The following is an 18,110-nucleotide window of genomic DNA, read 5'->3' on the forward strand; positions in this document are numbered from 1 at the left end:
GTTAAGTAATTCACGTCATACGCATCTGATTGTTTTTATGTAATGGAAACCGCCAGTTAGTGACATGAGATTTAGATAAGAATGATCTTACATTCTCAAGCAGAAAGCTTGTGAACAAACAATGGAATTGAATGAAATGAAACAGACAAAAATGAAAGCAATTGCTCTAGCTGGCGTGATGGCGTTTGGTTTAGTGGCTGCGACGACAGCACAGGCTCATCCTCGTTGGGTTTTACCGTCACACTTCACGGTATCAAAAGAAGGAGGTGACTGGCTGACGTTCGATGTTACTGCCTCTCACGGCACGTTTGTGTTTGATAAACCCGCTGGAAGCGATAAAGCATTCGTTATCATGCCTGATGGACGCAACGAGCGACCGAATTTCGTTGTAAAAGGTAAACGTCGTTCAATGTTTGACTTCTACTTTGAAGAAGAAGGGACGCATAAGGTTGCGATAAACAATGAACCGACATACTACACGCAGTACAAAGCGGGTCGACGTGACACGGTTAAATGGGTAAAAGCGAACAAGGCTGAGCGTGCGGGTATCGTTCCAGAAAAAGCACGAGATATTGTCACGCAAGTTAGCTACACCCGTGCTGAAAGTTATATCACAGTCGGAAAGCCAACTGAGAAAGCACTAGAGATTGAAGGCAAGTTGCTTGAAATGAAACCTGTCACTCACCCTGCTGACATCATTGAAGGTGAGGCAGTGACATTCCAGTTCTTCTATAACGGTCAACCTCAACAAGGTGTAACGGCTGAAATTACGCGTGAAGGGACTCTTTACCGCAATCAACAAGAACAGATTGATGTTGTGAGCAATGAGCAAGGTGAAGTGACGTTCACACCGGATGTTGCAGGCCGATACCTAATGAAGGCTAATTACAAAGGTGAATTGAAAAATCATTCAATGGCTGACACAGCAAGCGTCAATGTGCATCTAACTTTTGAAGCGCTACTTCAATAAATCATTCTACCTATTTTGGGGCTCAAGTTTGAGCCCCTTGCTGCGCCACTGGAACACTTCTATGAACCATATGCTAATTAAAAAACTGCTACTAAAAAAACAGTTACTAGAAAAACAATGTCTAATAATTAAACCATCTTTAGCTGTTACAGCATTAATCACGAGCTTGTTTTCTCAGCCTGCATTTGCGCACTTTCCATTGATGAGTTGCTGGCTAGAAAGCCAAAATGTTATTTGCGAAGCGGGTTATTCTGATGGCAGTACTGCGGTTGATTATGCCGTTGAAATGTTTGACTACGAAGACAACTTAATAGCAAAAACTATGACGGATAAACGTTCTATCGTTGAGTTTACGCATCCTGAAACGGATTTCTATTTGGTATTTGATGCGGGGCATGAAAGCCCAGTTGAAGTGGATGTCGTCGAGATTAGCGAGAAATGATTACGCAAAAGGTTAGAGCCGACACTGGTGGTCGTGAAGGGAAGTGGGTCGGTGTAATTATCTTGGGCATCTTGTTGTTTGCCTCTGTGTCGATTCCTTTTCATCAAGTTGAATCAAGCGCTCAGCCGTTACTCGATTATCAAGTTGATATTTCAGATATTGAGCAAGAGAACTTAGCGATGATTGCTGAGCTTCGCCTCGCGCATGAAGAGATCCGAGATGTTTATTTTGAGAGTAACTTAGCTGTATCAAACAAAGCTATCTCAAACGCAGATACGGATGCCTCAGCGTTAGATTCTTCAGAAACTAATCAAAATATTCCACATAAAGTTTGGCCTTCAATTGAGCAAATGGAGAGTGACTGGATCGCACCGTTTGTAAAAGATCAAAGCTGGAAAAGAAAAGGTGAGCACGAGTGGCAGGGTTTAGGGGAAGGGATTTACTTAGGCATTCCAAGCAACCTCGATGCTGCAAGTCTAGTTTTACTCGACAGTACACAAACTTCACCGAAGATATGGCTCTCTGAGCCAGACAAGGCAAGTTCAAAAGATGTGTTGGTGATGGCGGAATACCAACCTGAGCACTTGATAAAAAGGGGTTGGAAGCAAGTCATCATGAACTCAGTCTTTATGAGCCAAGACCAAGACAAGCATCAACACTAATTCCAATAAGAGAAAACAACATGCGAGTTATTACACTTATAGCGATGCTATTTACAGCGATTGTCTCACCATCGGCGTTCGCTGAAAAAGACAAACTGAACATCGGTATTACACTTCAACCTTACTACAGTTACGTCAAAGCTGTGGTCGGGGATAAAGCCAATATTTTACCTTTGGTTGATGCGGGCTTTAACCCACATAACTATTTACCACAGCCTAATGATTTAAAACGATTAAATCAGATGGATGTCATTGTCGTAAATGGGATCGGGCACGATGATTTTGCTTTGAAGGTTATTGCTGCGTCTCAACGAGATGATCTTGTTGTGATCAAGGCAAATAATGAAGTTCCGTTGCTACCTGCAATGGGGCAATCCGTTGGTCAAGGGGCCGTGAACCCACATACATTTGTTGGCCTTTCTACGACCATTCAAAAGGTGTATACCATTGCCAGCGAGCTTTCAGTGATCGACCCTGAAAATGCAACGTTCTATCGAAAAAACGCACGTAAATATGCCAAAAAATTCCGCTTGATGAAGCGCGATGCAATGGCCTCTTTAGGTGAGCTGAATACATCGGGTATGAAAGTGGCAACCACGCACAATGCTTATGGCTATATTCTTCAAGAATTTGGTGTGGATGTAGCAGCAGTTATAGAGCCCGCACACGGCGTTGAACCAAGTGCCAGTCAGCTACAAGGCACGATTGAAAAAATTCGAGAGTCGGGCATTGATGTCCTGTTTTATGAGTTAAATATGCCCAATCGTTTTGTTGACACCATTGAAGCTGAAACGGGCGTTCAATTGTACCGATTTTCGCACATGACGCATGGCGAGTACGAGAACGATAAAGTCGAGGTCGAGATGAAGAAAAACCTTGAGACGTTGATCGAAGCAATGAAGTTCGCGGCAGAAAATCAAATAACGCAAGGTCACGTTTAATGCTCGGTCCATCTATTTCTATTTCAAACCTGTCATTAAAGTACGATGACAACATTATACTTGATGGAATTACTACCTCATTTGAAGAGGGACAGTGCCATGTCATTATGGGGCCTAACGGAGGTGGAAAAACCTCGTTATTACGCTCAGTGCTTGGTTTGACCCCATTTTCTGGTGATGTGCAGATTCAATGGCCCGCTAAAACCAGTATTGGTTATGTTCCCCAAAAGGCGACGTTTGAGCCAAGTTTGCCATTGACGGTCATGGATTTTGTGTTGTTGAACCAAACCCGAATGCCTCTTTTTTGGCGAAAGCAAACGAAGCAACATCAACAAGCATTAGCGCAACTCGATCGTGTTGGTATGGCGACAAGGTCTGATCGTCGAATGGGGCAGTTATCTGGCGGTGAGCAGCAGCGTGTTCTGTTTGCACAAGCTCTCCTCGATAACCCTAGTTTATTGGTGTTAGACGAACCGACAACCGGTATGGATGAGCAAGGCGTACGCTATTTAGAGGCTTTGATTCGTGAATGTGTATCAGAAGGCCGAACTATATTGGCGGTACATCATGACGTTTCTGCGGTTAGGCGATTGAATGCAACGGTACATGTGGTGAATCGCTTTCTTGTCGAAAGTGGTCATCACGAACAAGTTCTACATCCAACAAAAATTGAAAGCTTATTCCAGCACTATACGTCTTCCGTGCCTTTGAAAAAGGAGGTCGCGTAATGGATTGGTTAAGAGAATTGGCGGTATCCGGTGTTCAAGCAGGGCTGCTCAGTGAAAGTTTTTCATACGCATTTATGGTGAACGCCTTAGTTGCGGCATTGCTACTAGGCCCACTTTTAGGTGGGTTAGGGACATTAGTTATCGCAAAACGTTTGGCTTTCTTTTCTGAAGCGGTCGGACACGCTGCGTTAACCGGAATAGCAATCGGTGTGCTATTGGGTGAGCCTGCTGAGAACCCAATCATTGGTCTGTTTAGCTTCTGTATGATATTCGCGTTATTACTTCACTTTGTGCGTAATCGTACCAATGTCCCTTACGACACTTTGGTGGGTGTGTTTCTGGCCTTAGCGTTGGCGGTAGGCGCTGCACTTTTGATGTATGTAGCGCGGAAGATCAATATTCACATGCTTGAAAATGTATTGTTTGGTTCAATTCTGACGGTGACGGATCAAGACCTCGCAATACTGGCAATAAGCTGTTCGTTAATTTTGGTTTTACTTATTCCTACATTCAACCGAATTTTACTGACCTGTATTAGCCCTGATATCGCAAAGGTTAGGGGATACAACACCAGCTTTTATGACTACCTGTTTGTCATGATGATCACTCTGGTCACCATTGCAGCCGTTAAAATTGTAGGCGCTGTGTTGGTAGGTGCATTACTTCTTATTCCAGGAGCAACCGCTAGGTTGTTAACGAAACGGATGGGTAGCTTTGTTCTGTTATCTGCGTTACTGGCGACGATCGCTTGCCTAGTTGGAACGGTGCTACCTATGGAGTTAGCGTTGCCAGTGCCTTCTGGTGCATCAATCATTATCGTATCGGCGTCGTTTTTTCTTACCGCAACGATTTATCGAATCATTAAAAAGGCTTAGCAATGAAATCAATAACAAAGCGCCGATACCTTCGTAGTGTTGCTTTTTTACTATTAAGCGCATTCAGTGTGTCAGCACTAGCCCAAGATATTTTAACAAGTACACCAGTTACTTATGCGATTGCCAGTGAGTTGACGAAAGATACTAGTATCACCACTCAGTATTTACCGCCTAAGCGTTACGGTATAGAGCGGTTACCGAATTGGTTTGCGACAAAAGGAACTGAAGCCGCGACGCAAGCGGGAGAAAAGGCGACGGTTGCTATTACTATGAGTTCTGTTTGGCAAAGTGACCCAACTTATGTATTCGCAAGACAAGGAAATATTGGGCTTATCGAAATCGATGCGGCGCAGGCTATAACACCTCGCGCCCAAGGTGTAGCAGCTTTAACATTAGATAACGGCTCGCTTTCAAAGTATGTATGGCTTAATCCATCGAACCTGATTCGAATGTCTGTCATCGTGGCTGATGACTTGAAGAGAATCTGGCCTCAATATCATTCGTTAATAGACACGAACTTGCAGGCGATGATGTTGAATGTACGTACATTGATTAATACTCAACAAGATACGATCTTCGACAACGATATAGACTCTATCGTTCTTCTGTCAGAAGCATTAGAAGACTTTGCCTCAGGAAACCAGCTGTTTGTCGTAGACCGAGTGTTTCAAGCCGAGTTGGAGTGGAGTGATGCGCAGAAACAGAACCTTAAAACTCAATTCAATGATGATGAAACACTATGGTTGGTTACTGCCCGACAACCATCTAAATCGCTACTAGCATTAGTGCCCAAAAGTCGGATTCTGGTAGTGGATTCAGTCGATAGATGGGGCTCTAAAGGAATTCAGGCTGATAAGACGTTGGAACGTTGGGAACTAAGGCTTCAATAGGGGTTTTGCTCCCCCTTAACTTAACGACGTACCGGTGAGGGTTTTCGAGATTACTTGGTTAAATCATCAATAATAGGGCATTGGCTGTCTGCGTTACCCGGGCAGGCCGATACCCAGCTTTCCAATTGGTTTTTTATTTCTGTCAGCTCATCGATTTTCATTTGAATCTCCCCGAGTTTCTCTTTAGTTTTCGACTTCACTTCACTGCTTTTTCTATTGGGGTTTTGTGCGAGTTGGACGAGCTCTTTACATTCAATTAATGAAAAACCTGCATTTTTGGCTCTAGCAATTAAACTCAGTTCTTGAACGTTCTTTGATGAATACTCTCGATAGCCAGATTCGCTACGAATTGGCGCGGTAATGATCCCTTTCTCTTCATACAAACGGATCGATTTGCTCGATAACCCAGTCAGTTTTGAAACGGTACCTATATTCATGTTGTGCCTCAGTAATTTGAACGTTATCGCTTTCGTTATGGCTTTTGTTATAGCAAGAGTTAAAGCTTGGCATAAGTAGTCGGCGTACAGCCAAATGTCTTCTTAAATGCATTGGTAAAATTCGCTGGGTGATGATAACCGGCTTCATAAGCCGCCTCGGTCACACTGACTAACCCTTGCTCTAAATGTTGCTTCGCGATTTCAAGCCGACGATATCGAATATAACTGTTCACTGTCAATCCAAATTGCTGTTTAAACTTTCTTTGTAAATTGGAGACGCTCATTGAAAAACGGATAGCAATCTGCTCCAACGATAGTGGATGATCGAGCTGAGATTCAATAAAGCTGATCATATCTTCAACTTTATTATCGGTTTTAATATGGTGTTCAGTCTCGAATGACGGCGGCGTTTCCTTTTGTGTTTTGAGTTGCGGCGAAAGTTGCTGGAGTAAATCGACTAGCAAAGAGTATGAGAGCGATTCAAGCTGTATTTTTTCGATAAACGTAGTTGGAGTTTCTGAGGCCAGAATTTGTTTCGTTAGTGACGCCATTTCATTAGTCACTGAGATCTTCAGGTGGCTCTTATGTTGCTGTAGAAAGGAACTGATGTCGCACTCTTTTCCAAGGTGTTCTCGGAGCCATTTTGGCTCCATCATTAAGTTGATTTTAACGACATGATTTCCTTGATTAATACTGCGTCTGAAATTTGCGGGCTTTTTCAAATTCACTAATATAGCGATACCCTTATGCTCGTTAGAGTTAGAGTTAGAGTTGTTGTCGGTATCAAGGTTGAAGGATAGGTTGTCGTAAGCAAATTCAAGTTGTCCCTCTAGCAAAATGGTGACAATCAAAGACTTCGGTGCAGTAGAAATGATATTGGAGTTAACCAGCTCATGGCTGTCTCCACCGTGAACAGTGAATCCATTATTAAAACTATAGGAGACAAATTTACCTTCAACGAGTGATGCACTTTTCTTTTCACCTCTGCTGACAATGATCTGTTTTTCCGTGTCTTCTATTTTTTCTGTCAGTGCGATCTTTCTTTTCTTCGGTTTATCATTTCTCGTTTGTACTTCCTTGTTTTTATGAATAGTCATATGCGATTTCTCATAAGCATTGTGTGATTTTGCATAACTCATTTACCTTTCCGATTATTGAAATGAAATCTATCATACTTGCGAATTATTATCATTTGCATTTAGGAAGAGTTACATGGAAAAGTTCCAGTTTTGTCCTCAAAAAAAATCTTTAGTATCCCTAGCCATCGGTCTCGCTCTGTCACATTCTGCTTTTGCAGAAGAAGTGAAAGCACTAGAAGAAGTTGTCGTATGGGGCACTAAGGTATCGAGTAGTTCTGAGTCTATTGGGGCTGATGATATGTCTCTGAAACAAGCGGATCATATGTCTGATCTGCTACGTGACGTTCCTGGTGTTGATGTTGGCGGTACGCATTCTGTAAATCAACGGATTAATATTCGTGGCCTTAATGAAACGAATTTGGACATTCGATTAGATGGTGCCTCTCAGCATGCCAATATGTTCCATCACATTGGTAACTTAACGCTGAACCCCGATATTTTGAAGTCAGCGGACATCCAAGTAGGTAATAACTCTGTTACTCAAAGCGGCTTAGGTGGCGCGGTTTATTTTGAAACCAAAAACGCGACGGACCTACTTCGCTATGGTGAAACCTTTGGTGCACGTGTCTTTGGCGGATACGCTTCAAATGATAGCCAGCAAGGTTCTATGACGGTATACGGAATGTTAAGCGAGAAAGTTGATGCCATGGTGTACGGGCATTTGGTCAGCCGCGATAACTTTACTGATGGAGCTGGCGAAGAAAGTTTTGGAACCGCAGGGGATGTATACAACATTATGGGTAAAGTTGGCTTTGAGCCATCGGAACATCATCGATTTGAATTTGCTTACGATCTTTATAGCGACGAAGGCGATTATAGCCCACGCCCAGATATGAATGGTGATGCGAATGAAGAGATTTCTGGGGATATATTACTTCCGACGGTTTATGAACGAAACACAATCATCCTCAGCTACCGATTAGATACCGATCAGCATAAGGGAAAAGTATCAGTTTATTCAACAGAGACAGATATTGAGCGAGACGAGAGTAAAACTGGTTGGGTTAGACAGCAGCGAGACTCAATCAATACAGCGAACAATAATAACACTGGGTTAAACGCGACTTTCCAATCTGATTTTATCGTTACCGACCTAGATAATGAACTGACTTATGGTCTGGATTACATGGATAAGTCTAGCACCAGTTCATTTGGCGACGTTCAGTTCATGGATGAGTCAGCTGTTTCGACCGCTGCGTTTGCTGAAAATAAGATCTATTTAATGGATAACTGGTCCGTGACTGGTGGCCTTCGCTACGACGATTACGAGCGTAAAGCCGATACTGGAACACATGACTTCAATGACGTTACTTGGTCAATAGGCACTAATTGGGATATCGATCAAAACTGGGCCATCTTTGCTAGTGCAAGAACGTTATTCAAAGGACCAGAGCTGCTAGAGACATTCATTCGATACCAAGACGTTACATATCTTGCTGATGATATCAAAGCGGAAACGGGGATGAACTCTCAGGCCGGATTCAGTTATAACAATCGCAATGGTGAGCATCGCTATGGTTTCAATTTAACGGCATTTCAAACCAATATTGACGACTATATTGTAGAAACTTGGGCTTCAGATTACAGCACATTAACCATGGAAAATGGTGGTGATGTTGAAATACGCGGCTTTGAGTTGAGCAGTACATATAGCTATGAACAGTTTGCAGGTAAATTGTCTTACGCGAAGTCAGACAATAAATACAGTGATACTGGATTACCTGTTGATGATGGAAACGGCGTCAGTTCAGACATGGGTGATAGTATTGCGCTCACACTAGACTACTACGCTGACTCGCTAGATACACTGTTTGGTTGGACATCTATCGTCGTTCTTGAAGAAGATAATGTCTTTGAAGGTGCTGACAATAAAGCCGCTTACGATACTCATAATTTATACGCTCAGTGGCTACCTTCTCAAGTAGAAAACTTGTCGGTCACGTTTGGCGTCGATAACGTATTTGACGAAGCTTATGTATCTCATGCCTCTAGAAGTGGTACAGCAGGTAGAAATGCGACTCAAACAGATGATTATGAACCAGGCCGTAACTATAAGTTATCTGCTGCTTACCAGTTCTAAGTCGTTCTTAAACAAGGGCCTGATTTTTAGCGGGCCTTTGTCTTTTCTAATACAAACAGATCAACTCAATTGGTAAATAACAACCATGAAAAACTCAACATCATTTATCGCGCAGACGATTATTCAATCGGATCACGCAAGTAAGTATTTAACGGTGCTGTGCCGACATTTTGCACGTAAAGTAGAGGCCGAGTGGGATGACATAACCGGAACAGTACATTTCCCTGTGGGAGTGACGACAATGAGAGTCGATAACAGCAGAAATCAGCTAGAGATCACCTGCACTTCGGACAGTAAAGAGCAACTCGAAGTACATAAACTCATCATATCTCAACACGTAGAAACTTATTCTAGACGGGAAACGATTGATGTCGTTTGGCGTGGTGTATAAATTTTATTCGATTAAAATCACTTCATTCAACTTTTTTTTAGTCTAAACCCTCTATTACAGGAGAGGTGTAAACTACGCATATTTAGTAGAGTTAACGTAATAACACTGCTAAATGTGGGGTGTTGAGTAATAATTAGTATTTATTTCGTTACTAAAATAAATAAAAAACATGAGCTGGATCAAACTAAATTCGTTTGTATAACAATAAATTTTAAAAGAAAGTTGAAACATTAAAAAATTATTGAATAATAGGGGCACACAAAAATTGAAGCATTTGCTTCATCTCTCAGCCTAAACAGGATGCATATTAAATGTCGAACTCGTTTGTTCTAGTCATCAACTCTGGAAGTTCATCTTTAAAGTTTGCTGTTATTGATGCAAATAGTGGTGATGATATCGTCACCGGTCTTGGTGAGTGCTTTGGTCTACCTGAAGCGGTTATCAGCTGGAAATACAACGGCGAAAAAACGGAAGAATCGATTACTGCACCTGATAGCCATCATCAGCATGCTATCGAACGTATTGTTGCACTAATGGATACATTGGGCTTCAATCAAGATTTAGTGGCTGTTGGACACCGTATTGTTCACGGTGGAGAGAAATTTACTTCAACAATTCGCATTGATGAAGAAGTGCTTGCTGAAATTGAGAGCTTGTCTGATCTTGCTCCGCTCCACAACCCTGCTGGTGCTATTGGTATTGAAGCGGCGATGAAGGCTTTCCCAAGCCTTCCACAATTCGCCGTCTTCGATACTGCATTTCACCAAACGATGCCACAAAAGGCATTTACCGGTGCAATTACTAACGAGTTATACAAAGAGTACGGTATCCGTCGCTACGGATTCCACGGCACTAGCCACTACTTTGTTAGCCGTGAAGCAGCAAAAGCGCTTAATAAGCCAATTGAAGAAGCGAGCTTTATTTCAGTTCACCTAGGTAATGGTGCTTCTGTTTGTGCGATTGAAAATGGTGAGTCTGTTGATACTTCAATGGGTTTCACTCCTCTTGCTGGCCTAATGATGGGTACTCGCTCTGGTGACTTAGACCCAGGCATCATCGAGTTCCTAATGAAAAAAGGTTGGAGCCAAGAGAAAGTCTTCGACACACTAAACAAGAAATCAGGTTTCTTAGGTGTTTCGGGCCTAACGTCTGATGCTCGTGGCATTTTAGAAGCGATGGAAAATGGACATGAAGGTGCTACGTTGGCGTTTGAAGTGTTTACTTACCGTGTAGCTAAATACATCGGTTCTTACCTAATTCCTCTAAATCACTTAGATGCAATAATCTTCACGGGTGGCATTGGTGAAAACGCTTTGCCAATTCGTCGCGAAATCTTGAAGAACCTAAATCTATTAGGCTTTGTTGAAGATGAAAAAGCGAATGAAGGTGCACGATTTGGCGCTTCAGGCATTATCGCTAAATCTGAATTACTAGACGCAGTAGCGATGGTAATCCCAACCAACGAAGAATTCGTAATTGCTCAACAGTCGGTTGAACTTCTGTAATAACGGATAAAATGCAAATATTAGAAAGCGAGCCTTAATGGCTCGCTTTTTTTGCTTGGCCTGCCTCGTCTAGAGGAGACGCACACCAGATGTTCTTTAGCTTCAACACATAGAGCTAAATATTTCCTACTTTTGTAAGCCCCTGTCCAAGAAACAGCTTTGAGCGTTGATAAATTATTCCCGTTAGATAAAAAGCTATATACTTCATGCAATATCACTATTAACTAGTGATGAACCATATTCTGTTAGTCGAAGTCCAAAGGAACGGTAACAAATGTCTGTGCTCCAACGCATTAGTATAACTCTATTTTTAATGGCTACTCTCAATGGGTGCTCCTCACTTCCAGAGGAGATTGATCACCCCTATGAACCACAAGTCACCCTATCAAAAAGTACGTTGTCAGAGCTGAGTGACATGTATAGCCTTGAACACTCTTCACAAGAAAGTAGTGCCGTTTTGTTGCAAGACACGGGTTGGGACGCCTTGTCTCAAAGGTTGGCGTTAATCGAAACTGCAGAGCAGAGCATTGATATTCAGTACTACATCTGGAACTCCGACGAGTCGGGGCATTATTTGGCAAGTCGCTTGATCAAAGCTGCAGACCGCGGTGTTCAAGTTCGGGTCATGCTTGATGATATCAACCTTAATGAACGCGAGGATCTTCTAACCACTCTTAATTCCCACCCTAAAATAGAGATCCGTATATTCAATCCAACGCCAAGTCGAAATGGAGTGTCAAAATGGCTTAGCTTCCTTGGTGATTTCTCCCGTCTAAATCGTCGTATGCACAATAAATCATTTACCGTTGATGGTGCGTTGTCTGTTGTTGGAGGGCGTAATATCGGTGATGAATATTTTGACCTTTCTGATGAGATTAACTTTCGTGACCGCGATGTTTTAGTCATGGGCCCCGTGGTTGACGATATACAAACCAGTTTTGTAGAGTACTGGAATAGCCGCTGGTCTTACCCTGTCGAGCTTTTGGGAGGAAAAGCCTCACCAGATTTTCCGGCTTTAGACGAAATTCTCACTCCTCAGTATAAGAATTACCCAGCGTTGCCTGAAGGGAATCAGGTAGCGAAACTGTTTTTACAAGATGCAATGAGTGAGATGACGTGGGTTAAAGCTCGCTACATCTCAGATAAACCAGTACCAGTCGATTCTGATAATACTGATGAGCCTAAAGCGACAGCAATAATGTTGGCAGAACTGGCGAATCAATCTAAACAAGAAATAGTGTTGGAATCCGCCTATTTGATTTTTGATGACTCCCAACTTGAAGCGCTACAAAATTTAACGAGTAACGGGATTGAAATTAAAGCTTTAACCAACTCAATGGTCTCGAATGATCTGATTGCTAATCATTCCGGTTACGCGGGTCGACGTCAAGATATGCTTGAACATGGAATGCAGCTGTTCGAGCTAAAACCTAATTCGTTATTATGTGAGGAATCGACGAAAGACAAATCTAAGTGTGCACCAACTACGGCTTATGGTCTTCATACTAAGTCTGTTGTGTTTGACGAGCAGATAGCTGGTATTGGGTCTTTTAACTTCAACTTGCGTTCAACCTACCTTAATACCGAGTCGGTACTAGTGATTGAAGATAAACGCATTGCTGAAAAGCTTGCGGCCGATATGGAACTAGCGATGAATGAGGATAACAGCTGGTATTTGAAGGTAAGCGAGGGTGACGTCACTTGGCATTCAGGATCGCAAGTGTGGGATAGTGAACCAAAGACGGGTCAGTGGGAAAGGTTTCAATCGTGGTTTTTACAGCTATTACCCATTGAGAAGTATTTATAATTCTATTCTTACCTCTTATTTTCTTACGGGCTGAGATTCGCAGCCCTATGAAAATAGGAGGGTGCTCAGTTCTAGGTCCGTTTTCATTCGTCGTATCTAGAACTTTGCAAATCGATCTGTCTTATCTTTAAATTCAATCCCTTGAATCAGTGGTTAGATCACTTCCTCATTCTATTGAATGCGTCTCTTTAAGTTTCTGAAATAACCATCCGATTCCGAGCAAACTGATTCCTAAACCAAGGAAGGATAAGGCGCGGTATAGTCCTGTTAACTGTGACATATCAATTAGAAATGCTTTACATACGACGACGGCCAGAATCCCAAAGCCAACTTTTGAAATGAGTGGCGCGGTGTAACGGCTAGCAAAGAGCAGACAACCAATAGAGATCAACAACCAAACTAGTGAATAGGCGTACATTTCTAACTCTTGGGTAGATAGACTGAGTGAGATGACATCATCATGAAATTGGTGGCGAATGGTGCCATTGATAAATTGCAGCAACCACAGTGCCGATATGCTGTACATGATAACGCGCTGTTTAGATTGGAACAGAGGCAAGCGACTCGTTACCAGTACTACTAGAGTTGGTATCAACCATAAGGGTAGCATCCAGTTTAATAGTGACCATTCCCCAATCGATAGATAGAAAACCCAGGGGTTGTTGAAAGTGAGTAGGCCTAAATGGTAATAGCTTGCGCCAATAGTTAACAGTGCAGCGAAGCCAAGGTAGGCCGTGCGAAGTGATTGAGAGTACTGGCTTCGATAACAATAAACAGCCGCCATAATTAACCAGTTCATAGCCAGTAATATGGCTTCATGAAAGCTTGGTGAGATAAGGTCTGGGTAGCTGCCAACGAGCTGGTAGCTACTTTCAGTTGTTACCAACAACGCGGTCACATGCAGGATTGCTCCACTGATAATTTGGCTCAGGTTAGTATCTTGATAATAGCGACGAGCCGCAAAAAGCAGAGCGATAATCAGCGGGTAAATTATGATCGTCCAATGAAAGCCAAACAGTAATTCATCGCTGTATCCATCAAGCCATGGGAACAGCGTTAACCGAACTAACAAGACTGATAACAGTGTTTTGACTAACCAAGGTGGAGGAGTGAGTATTAAGCGGTGACACCAATACCCTAAACCGACAACTTGCATACTCAATGCTAAGGTTAGAGTGCTAGACTCGAGCAACATAGTCAGAATTAAGCTGACATGCACGTTAACCAGTAACAACCCTGACAGTTTTACCCACGCACAGTCGTGCTTTGCGGTTAGCCTCTCTGCGATAAAAGCCAGTAATGCAAGTTCAACCGCCCAAAGTGAATACATCGCTAGGTTTGCTTGTGGAGGTGAGAAGATATAACACAGCGCAAAAAGAGAGCTAGGCGCTACGACGAGTAACAAAGAAAACGCCAACCGTTCTGGATAGAGCCGTTGTGCGTATAATGCATAGCTAAACAGTGCGAGTGCGATGGCCTGACTATATAGATGAGCACCAGTGAAAACAAAGTCTAGGTCGTTATAATCAGCTTCTGGTAATAGCATCCAAAGAGTCGCGATGGAGAAAAGCCAACCGAGAATTGGCCAAGTATCGAACGCTGAATGTCTAAGTGGAGCTGCGCATAATAACGCGAGTATTGCTACGGTGGTAAGGATAAGGCTTGGTTGGTAACCGTAGACATAATAAAACAGCCAAATAGGCAACAGTGAGGCTAGCAGCCCTACCTGTTCTTTTCTCGGCATGAGTAAAACATTGATGGGCATTGGACGAGAATTAACATGCTGTAGCTTCCAACCCAAAATATCGCTCAGTACATATAGATAAAGCGATACCAGAGAAAATAGCACTATGGTCAAGGCTTCTCCTTTTCCACCCAGTACGACCATGATGAAAAACCAGCTAAAGTGAGCAACGAAGCTTAACCACCATAACCAGTTAAGCCGTATTCTGTTAGCAACAAATATGGCAGATGCACTAACTAATACGATGTAACCTGCAATCGCCAATACACTATAATCGAGGTGCCAAAATGGCAAAGGAACAGAGTATGCGCCTAAAATGCCAATGACTGCGACAATTGGCCCATATCGCAGCGTCATTGCTGTTGCTGTTAAAGCGATAATTGCTAAGGTGATAAACGCAAAGGTAGGCGATATAAGCTGGTAGTAATGAGATGCGACGAGTGTCATTGCGTAGCAAGTGATCACCCCACCTGACACAAGAGCGGCACTTATGTAGTCCCCCTGAATGTTAAAGCGCTCTTTTTTCTGGGTGAGATACTCAGCCGCAATAATCAAACCAATACCGGTAGTAAAGCCGAGCAAGACGCGGGCAACAGGTGACAGTAAACCTGACTCTAAGGTGTATTTTGCTAGGAATAAACCACCAAAGGCGAGTATTACTCCTCCTAGCCAGTAAAGCCCGTTATCTTTGATGTTAAAAGAGCTGATCAACCCACTGAACATTTGCCAAGTAGAGCGCGAGTTCCTAGTCGGCTTCTCGTCACTACCATCACCCAAACTGACATGCACACCATCTTGTTGATCAATTTGTGATATGGCATTCGCGCTAACCAATTCAGACGCCTGAAAGTTCGCTATCTTTTCGGTTTCATCTTTAACTGAGTGACCGATATCTTCAGAAGTGAGGTTTGGAGAGGAGTTAGCTGAAGGACTAAGATCGTCAAGGTTTCGCTCTCTGTTAGTGGTTTCAGCTTGGATTTGTTCGGATAACTGCTGTTCAAGTCGAACGATACGTTTGGTCAGTTTGTTTACTTTATTACGCGCTTCAATTCCAAGCGCAGCACCGTAAAGTAAAAAACAAAAAATAGCAGCAATGACGATAAGTATTAGTGTGAAATCCATCTCAACCAAACTCAATGAAAGATATGTATAGGGTGACTATAGCCTATTGATAATTACCGATGAAGCAGGGAATGAGACAACTGTCTAAATCACTATAGAAACAGGTAGAGGCTCCATGTTTGATGGAGCCATGTCACAAAATAATGAATAAAGTGCTATATCTCTTGAGTCAAGATAAAGAAGTACCCGTATAACCATTAAGGGTTATTGATGTTCAACTAGCTGAGTAATATTTTCATGCCACATAAAAGTCGTCTAGACCTAAAGGCTTAGTAACAGCGCATCTATGCGCGACGTCAGGAAGTATTAATGAATCTATCAAATATCTCTTTCAAGCATAAAATTATCACTTTGCTCGCTTTACCTATACTTGGTTTTCTATGGTTAAGTGGCTCTGCTATTTCCAACAGTATCTCAACAACAAACGAGATGCATTCTTTGAATCAACTTACGCGCCTATCGGTTGTTTACAGTGAGTTAGTTCATGAACTACAAAAAGAGCGCGGTATGACTGCGGGTTTTCTTGGCTCAAAAGGAAAGCAATTCTCTAATGAACTCAAGGCGCAAAGAAATGCCGCGGATAGCAAACGTGTTAAACGAAATGAATACTGGCAAGGTGCCCATATTGAACTTGCTGATATTAAACAGCTTAATCGTTCAATCAACCAAGGGTTAGACCAAATAGACGCGATACGTCGCCAGATCGATTCACAATCTATAACGTTAGCGAACGCCTTAGCGTTTTATACCCAGATTAATAAACAGCTGTTGTCTGTATCTGGTTTAGTTGCAGAACTCAGTAGCGATCCTCTTGTGACCAAAGAAACCATTGCATATTACAATTTCTTGCAAGGTAAAGAACGCGCTGGCATAGAACGAGCAGTGATGAACAACACGTTTGCTAAGAATGAATTTGGCGCAGGAATGCTGACGAAGTTTGTTACGCTTGTTGCAGAGCAAAATACCTACTTCAATAACTTTGAAGTACTTAGTAGCCGCCAGAATGTTCGATTCTATGAGCAGCAATTACAGGATAGTTCGGTCAAAGAAGTAGAAAACCTACGTGCTTTGGCTAAATCAAAATTGAGCGGCTTTGACGTTGATCCAGTACATTGGTTTTCTCAAGCGACAGGGCGAATTGGACAGCTTAGTAAAACTGAAAACGAGATTGCTAAATCTTTGATTCAGCTAACGGACCAAAAATATCAAAGCGCGCAAACGTCGATGATCATCAGTATCATTCTTTGTACACTGGTGATTCTAGTGGCAGGATTGGTCAGTTACTTCACCATTAAAGATCTTACCGCGCGAGTAAAAGATTTAGTTTCAGTGATGGGGACGGTCAGAGAAGAGAGCGACCTGACGGTTCGTGCTACTCATATTGATAAGAGCGAATTAGGCATCATTTCCGCATCGTTAAACGCTACGTTAGAGCAGTTTTCTGGTGTGATTGATAATCTATCAAGTTCGAGCATGACACTCGCTTCTGCAGCGGAAGAAACTTCTCAAACCTGTCAATACAACTCGGAGACGATGGTTGAGCAAAAAGACCAAGTTGGCCTTATTGCCACAGCTATTGAAGAGCTATCGGCGACCGTTAGGGAAGTCGCTATAAAAACACAGCAAACTGCAGAATCAGCGAAGGTGGCGAATGAGCAGAGCCTGTCTGGATTAGGAACTGTGCAGAAATCGTATCAATCGATTGATAGTTTAGCGATGGAAATCGATGGTCTTGCTGAGAAAATCACGCGTCTACATGAAAGCAGCAATAGCATAAACAGTGTTATTGATGTGATTAAGTCGGTGGCGGAACAGACAAACTTACTTGCGCTTAATGCGGCAATAGAAGCGGCGAGAGCAGGTGAACAGGGCCGTGGTTTTGCTGTTGTGGCTGATGAAGTGAGAACACTTGCTCAGCGAACACAGCAATCAACGAGTGAAATTGAAGGCTTTATCAGTTCTTTACAATCCGATGTTCAAGATGCATTTAATGTTATTGATAGCAGTCAGGAAAAAGCCAAAGTTGCCGTTGAAGAATCCAAAAATGTTGAGCAGACCTTAGAAGGTATTTCTGAAGCGGTCAATGAGATCTTTAGCATGGCAGAGCAAATTGCAACGGCGACAGAAGAGCAATCTGTTGTCACACAAGATATCGCGATGAATGTAACGATTGTTGATGAAAAATCGACAGAGACAACAACAGGTGCGGCTCAAATAGCGGCAACTGCGGTAGAGCAAGCCCATTTGGCTACGTCTCTTAAGAACCTTTCTAGTACGTATAAGATTTAAGACGATAAGACATAACTTAAATGGAGGCCTTAGATTAGTCGTACTGCTATTCTAAGGTCTCTTTTGTTATGATGGTTTGGTTAAATAA

15 protein-coding genes are annotated in these 18,110 nt (G+C 42.6%); 12 read left to right on the top strand and 3 right to left on the bottom strand.

Translation table 11 applies throughout. The features are described 5' to 3' along the window. Window positions 1–136: 136 nt before the first annotated feature. From L4D20_RS02660 to L4D20_RS02690, 7 genes are all read left to right on the top strand, one after another. Complete coding sequence (locus L4D20_RS02660) at window positions 137–970, top strand: DUF4198 domain-containing protein (protein ID WP_428800008.1); 834 nt, start codon at window positions 137–139, stop codon at window positions 968–970. 70 nt (window positions 971–1,040) lie between these two features. Continuing rightward, window positions 1,041–1,412: a hypothetical protein gene (locus tag L4D20_RS02665; RefSeq protein WP_428800743.1), complete on the top strand. Its 372-nt coding sequence runs from the start codon at window positions 1,041–1,043 to the stop codon at window positions 1,410–1,412. After that, window positions 1,409–2,074 (top strand): DUF6162 family protein, encoded by a 666-nt coding sequence (locus L4D20_RS02670; protein ID WP_428800009.1) that lies wholly within the window; start codon window positions 1,409–1,411, stop codon window positions 2,072–2,074. Before L4D20_RS02665 ends, L4D20_RS02670 begins: the two co-directional genes overlap by 4 nt. 20 nt (window positions 2,075–2,094) lie before the next feature. Beyond that, complete coding sequence (locus L4D20_RS02675; protein ID WP_428800010.1) at window positions 2,095–3,015, top strand: metal ABC transporter solute-binding protein, Zn/Mn family; 921 nt, start codon at window positions 2,095–2,097, stop codon at window positions 3,013–3,015. After that, entirely contained in the window at window positions 3,015–3,743 is a 729-nt protein-coding gene (locus L4D20_RS02680; protein WP_428800011.1) for a metal ABC transporter ATP-binding protein, read from the top strand. Before L4D20_RS02675 ends, L4D20_RS02680 begins: the two co-directional genes overlap by 1 nt. Then, on the top strand, window positions 3,743–4,618 hold the full coding sequence (locus L4D20_RS02685; RefSeq protein WP_428800012.1) for a metal ABC transporter permease: 876 nt from the start codon (window positions 3,743–3,745) through the stop codon (window positions 4,616–4,618). The genes L4D20_RS02680 and L4D20_RS02685 overlap by 1 nt, the downstream gene beginning before the upstream one ends. Before the next feature lie 2 nt (window positions 4,619–4,620). Next, the gene (locus L4D20_RS02690; RefSeq protein ID WP_428800013.1) at window positions 4,621–5,508 is read left to right on the top strand and encodes an ABC transporter substrate-binding protein; all 888 of its coding nucleotides are present in this window, start codon (window positions 4,621–4,623) and stop codon (window positions 5,506–5,508) included. A gap of 50 nt (window positions 5,509–5,558) precedes the next feature. Here the strand turns inward: L4D20_RS02690 and cueR are convergent, their stop codons facing one another. Then, the gene (gene cueR / locus L4D20_RS02695; RefSeq protein WP_428800014.1) at window positions 5,559–5,945 is read right to left on the bottom strand and encodes a Cu(I)-responsive transcriptional regulator; all 387 of its coding nucleotides are present in this window, start codon (window positions 5,943–5,945) and stop codon (window positions 5,559–5,561) included. A 59-nt stretch (window positions 5,946–6,004) separates the two neighbouring features. Then, complete coding sequence (locus L4D20_RS02700) at window positions 6,005–7,084, bottom strand: helix-turn-helix domain-containing protein (protein WP_428800015.1); 1,080 nt, start codon at window positions 7,082–7,084, stop codon at window positions 6,005–6,007. Window positions 7,085–7,157: 73 nt separating this feature from the next. Between L4D20_RS02700 and L4D20_RS02705 the strand changes: the two genes are divergently transcribed. The 4 genes from L4D20_RS02705 to L4D20_RS02720 all read left to right on the top strand — a co-directional run bounded on the left by L4D20_RS02705 (window position 7,158) and on the right by L4D20_RS02720 (window position 12,867). After that, window positions 7,158–9,164 carry a TonB-dependent siderophore receptor gene (locus tag L4D20_RS02705; RefSeq protein ID WP_428800016.1) on the top strand — a complete coding sequence of 669 codons (2,007 nt, stop codon included), beginning with the start codon at window positions 7,158–7,160 and terminating at the stop codon, window positions 9,162–9,164. 85 nt (window positions 9,165–9,249) lie between these two features. After that, window positions 9,250–9,555 (top strand): DUF2218 domain-containing protein, encoded by a 306-nt coding sequence (locus L4D20_RS02710; protein WP_428800017.1) that lies wholly within the window; start codon window positions 9,250–9,252, stop codon window positions 9,553–9,555. 311 nt (window positions 9,556–9,866) lie between these two features. Further along, window positions 9,867–11,060: an acetate/propionate family kinase gene (locus L4D20_RS02715; RefSeq protein ID WP_428800018.1), complete on the top strand. Its 1,194-nt coding sequence runs from the start codon at window positions 9,867–9,869 to the stop codon at window positions 11,058–11,060. Window positions 11,061–11,334: 274 nt separating this feature from the next. Then, on the top strand, window positions 11,335–12,867 hold the full coding sequence (locus tag L4D20_RS02720; RefSeq protein ID WP_428800019.1) for a phospholipase D family protein: 1,533 nt from the start codon (window positions 11,335–11,337) through the stop codon (window positions 12,865–12,867). A gap of 166 nt (window positions 12,868–13,033) precedes the next feature. Here the strand turns inward: L4D20_RS02720 and L4D20_RS02725 are convergent, their stop codons facing one another. Continuing rightward, window positions 13,034–15,733: a DUF2339 domain-containing protein gene (locus tag L4D20_RS02725; RefSeq protein WP_428800020.1), complete on the bottom strand. Its 2,700-nt coding sequence runs from the start codon at window positions 15,731–15,733 to the stop codon at window positions 13,034–13,036. Window positions 15,734–16,042: 309 nt separating this feature from the next. Between L4D20_RS02725 and L4D20_RS02730 the strand changes: the two genes are divergently transcribed. Beyond that, window positions 16,043–18,022, top strand: coding sequence for a methyl-accepting chemotaxis protein (locus tag L4D20_RS02730; protein ID WP_428800021.1), 1,980 nt, complete (start codon window positions 16,043–16,045; stop codon window positions 18,020–18,022). Window positions 18,023–18,110: the final 88 nt, after the last annotated feature.

This window comes from Vibrio kyushuensis, assembly GCF_050337325.1.
Taxonomy (GTDB): domain Bacteria; phylum Pseudomonadota; class Gammaproteobacteria; order Enterobacterales; family Vibrionaceae; genus Vibrio; species Vibrio kyushuensis.

Bases quoted from the DNA above. Each gene is read 5' to 3' on its own strand.
- L4D20_RS02660 (WP_428800008.1), top strand. From the start codon at position 137: ATGAAACAGACAAAAATGAAAGCAATTGCTCTAGCTGGCGTGATGGCG.
- L4D20_RS02665 (WP_428800743.1), top strand. From the start codon at position 1,041: ATGCTAATTAAAAAACTGCTACTAAAAAAACAGTTACTAGAAAAACAA.
- L4D20_RS02670 (WP_428800009.1), top strand. From the start codon at position 1,409: ATGATTACGCAAAAGGTTAGAGCCGACACTGGTGGTCGTGAAGGGAAG.
- L4D20_RS02675 (WP_428800010.1), top strand. From the start codon at position 2,095: ATGCGAGTTATTACACTTATAGCGATGCTATTTACAGCGATTGTCTCA.
- L4D20_RS02680 (WP_428800011.1), top strand. From the start codon at position 3,015: ATGCTCGGTCCATCTATTTCTATTTCAAACCTGTCATTAAAGTACGAT.
- L4D20_RS02685 (WP_428800012.1), top strand. From the start codon at position 3,743: ATGGATTGGTTAAGAGAATTGGCGGTATCCGGTGTTCAAGCAGGGCTG.
- L4D20_RS02690 (WP_428800013.1), top strand. From the start codon at position 4,621: ATGAAATCAATAACAAAGCGCCGATACCTTCGTAGTGTTGCTTTTTTA.
- cueR (WP_428800014.1), bottom strand. From the start codon at position 5,945: ATGAATATAGGTACCGTTTCAAAACTGACTGGGTTATCGAGCAAATCG.
- L4D20_RS02700 (WP_428800015.1), bottom strand. From the start codon at position 7,084: ATGAGTTATGCAAAATCACACAATGCTTATGAGAAATCGCATATGACT.
- L4D20_RS02705 (WP_428800016.1), top strand. From the start codon at position 7,158: ATGGAAAAGTTCCAGTTTTGTCCTCAAAAAAAATCTTTAGTATCCCTA.
- L4D20_RS02710 (WP_428800017.1), top strand. From the start codon at position 9,250: ATGAAAAACTCAACATCATTTATCGCGCAGACGATTATTCAATCGGAT.
- L4D20_RS02715 (WP_428800018.1), top strand. From the start codon at position 9,867: ATGTCGAACTCGTTTGTTCTAGTCATCAACTCTGGAAGTTCATCTTTA.
- L4D20_RS02720 (WP_428800019.1), top strand. From the start codon at position 11,335: ATGTCTGTGCTCCAACGCATTAGTATAACTCTATTTTTAATGGCTACT.
- L4D20_RS02725 (WP_428800020.1), bottom strand. From the start codon at position 15,733: ATGGATTTCACACTAATACTTATCGTCATTGCTGCTATTTTTTGTTTT.
- L4D20_RS02730 (WP_428800021.1), top strand. From the start codon at position 16,043: ATGAATCTATCAAATATCTCTTTCAAGCATAAAATTATCACTTTGCTC.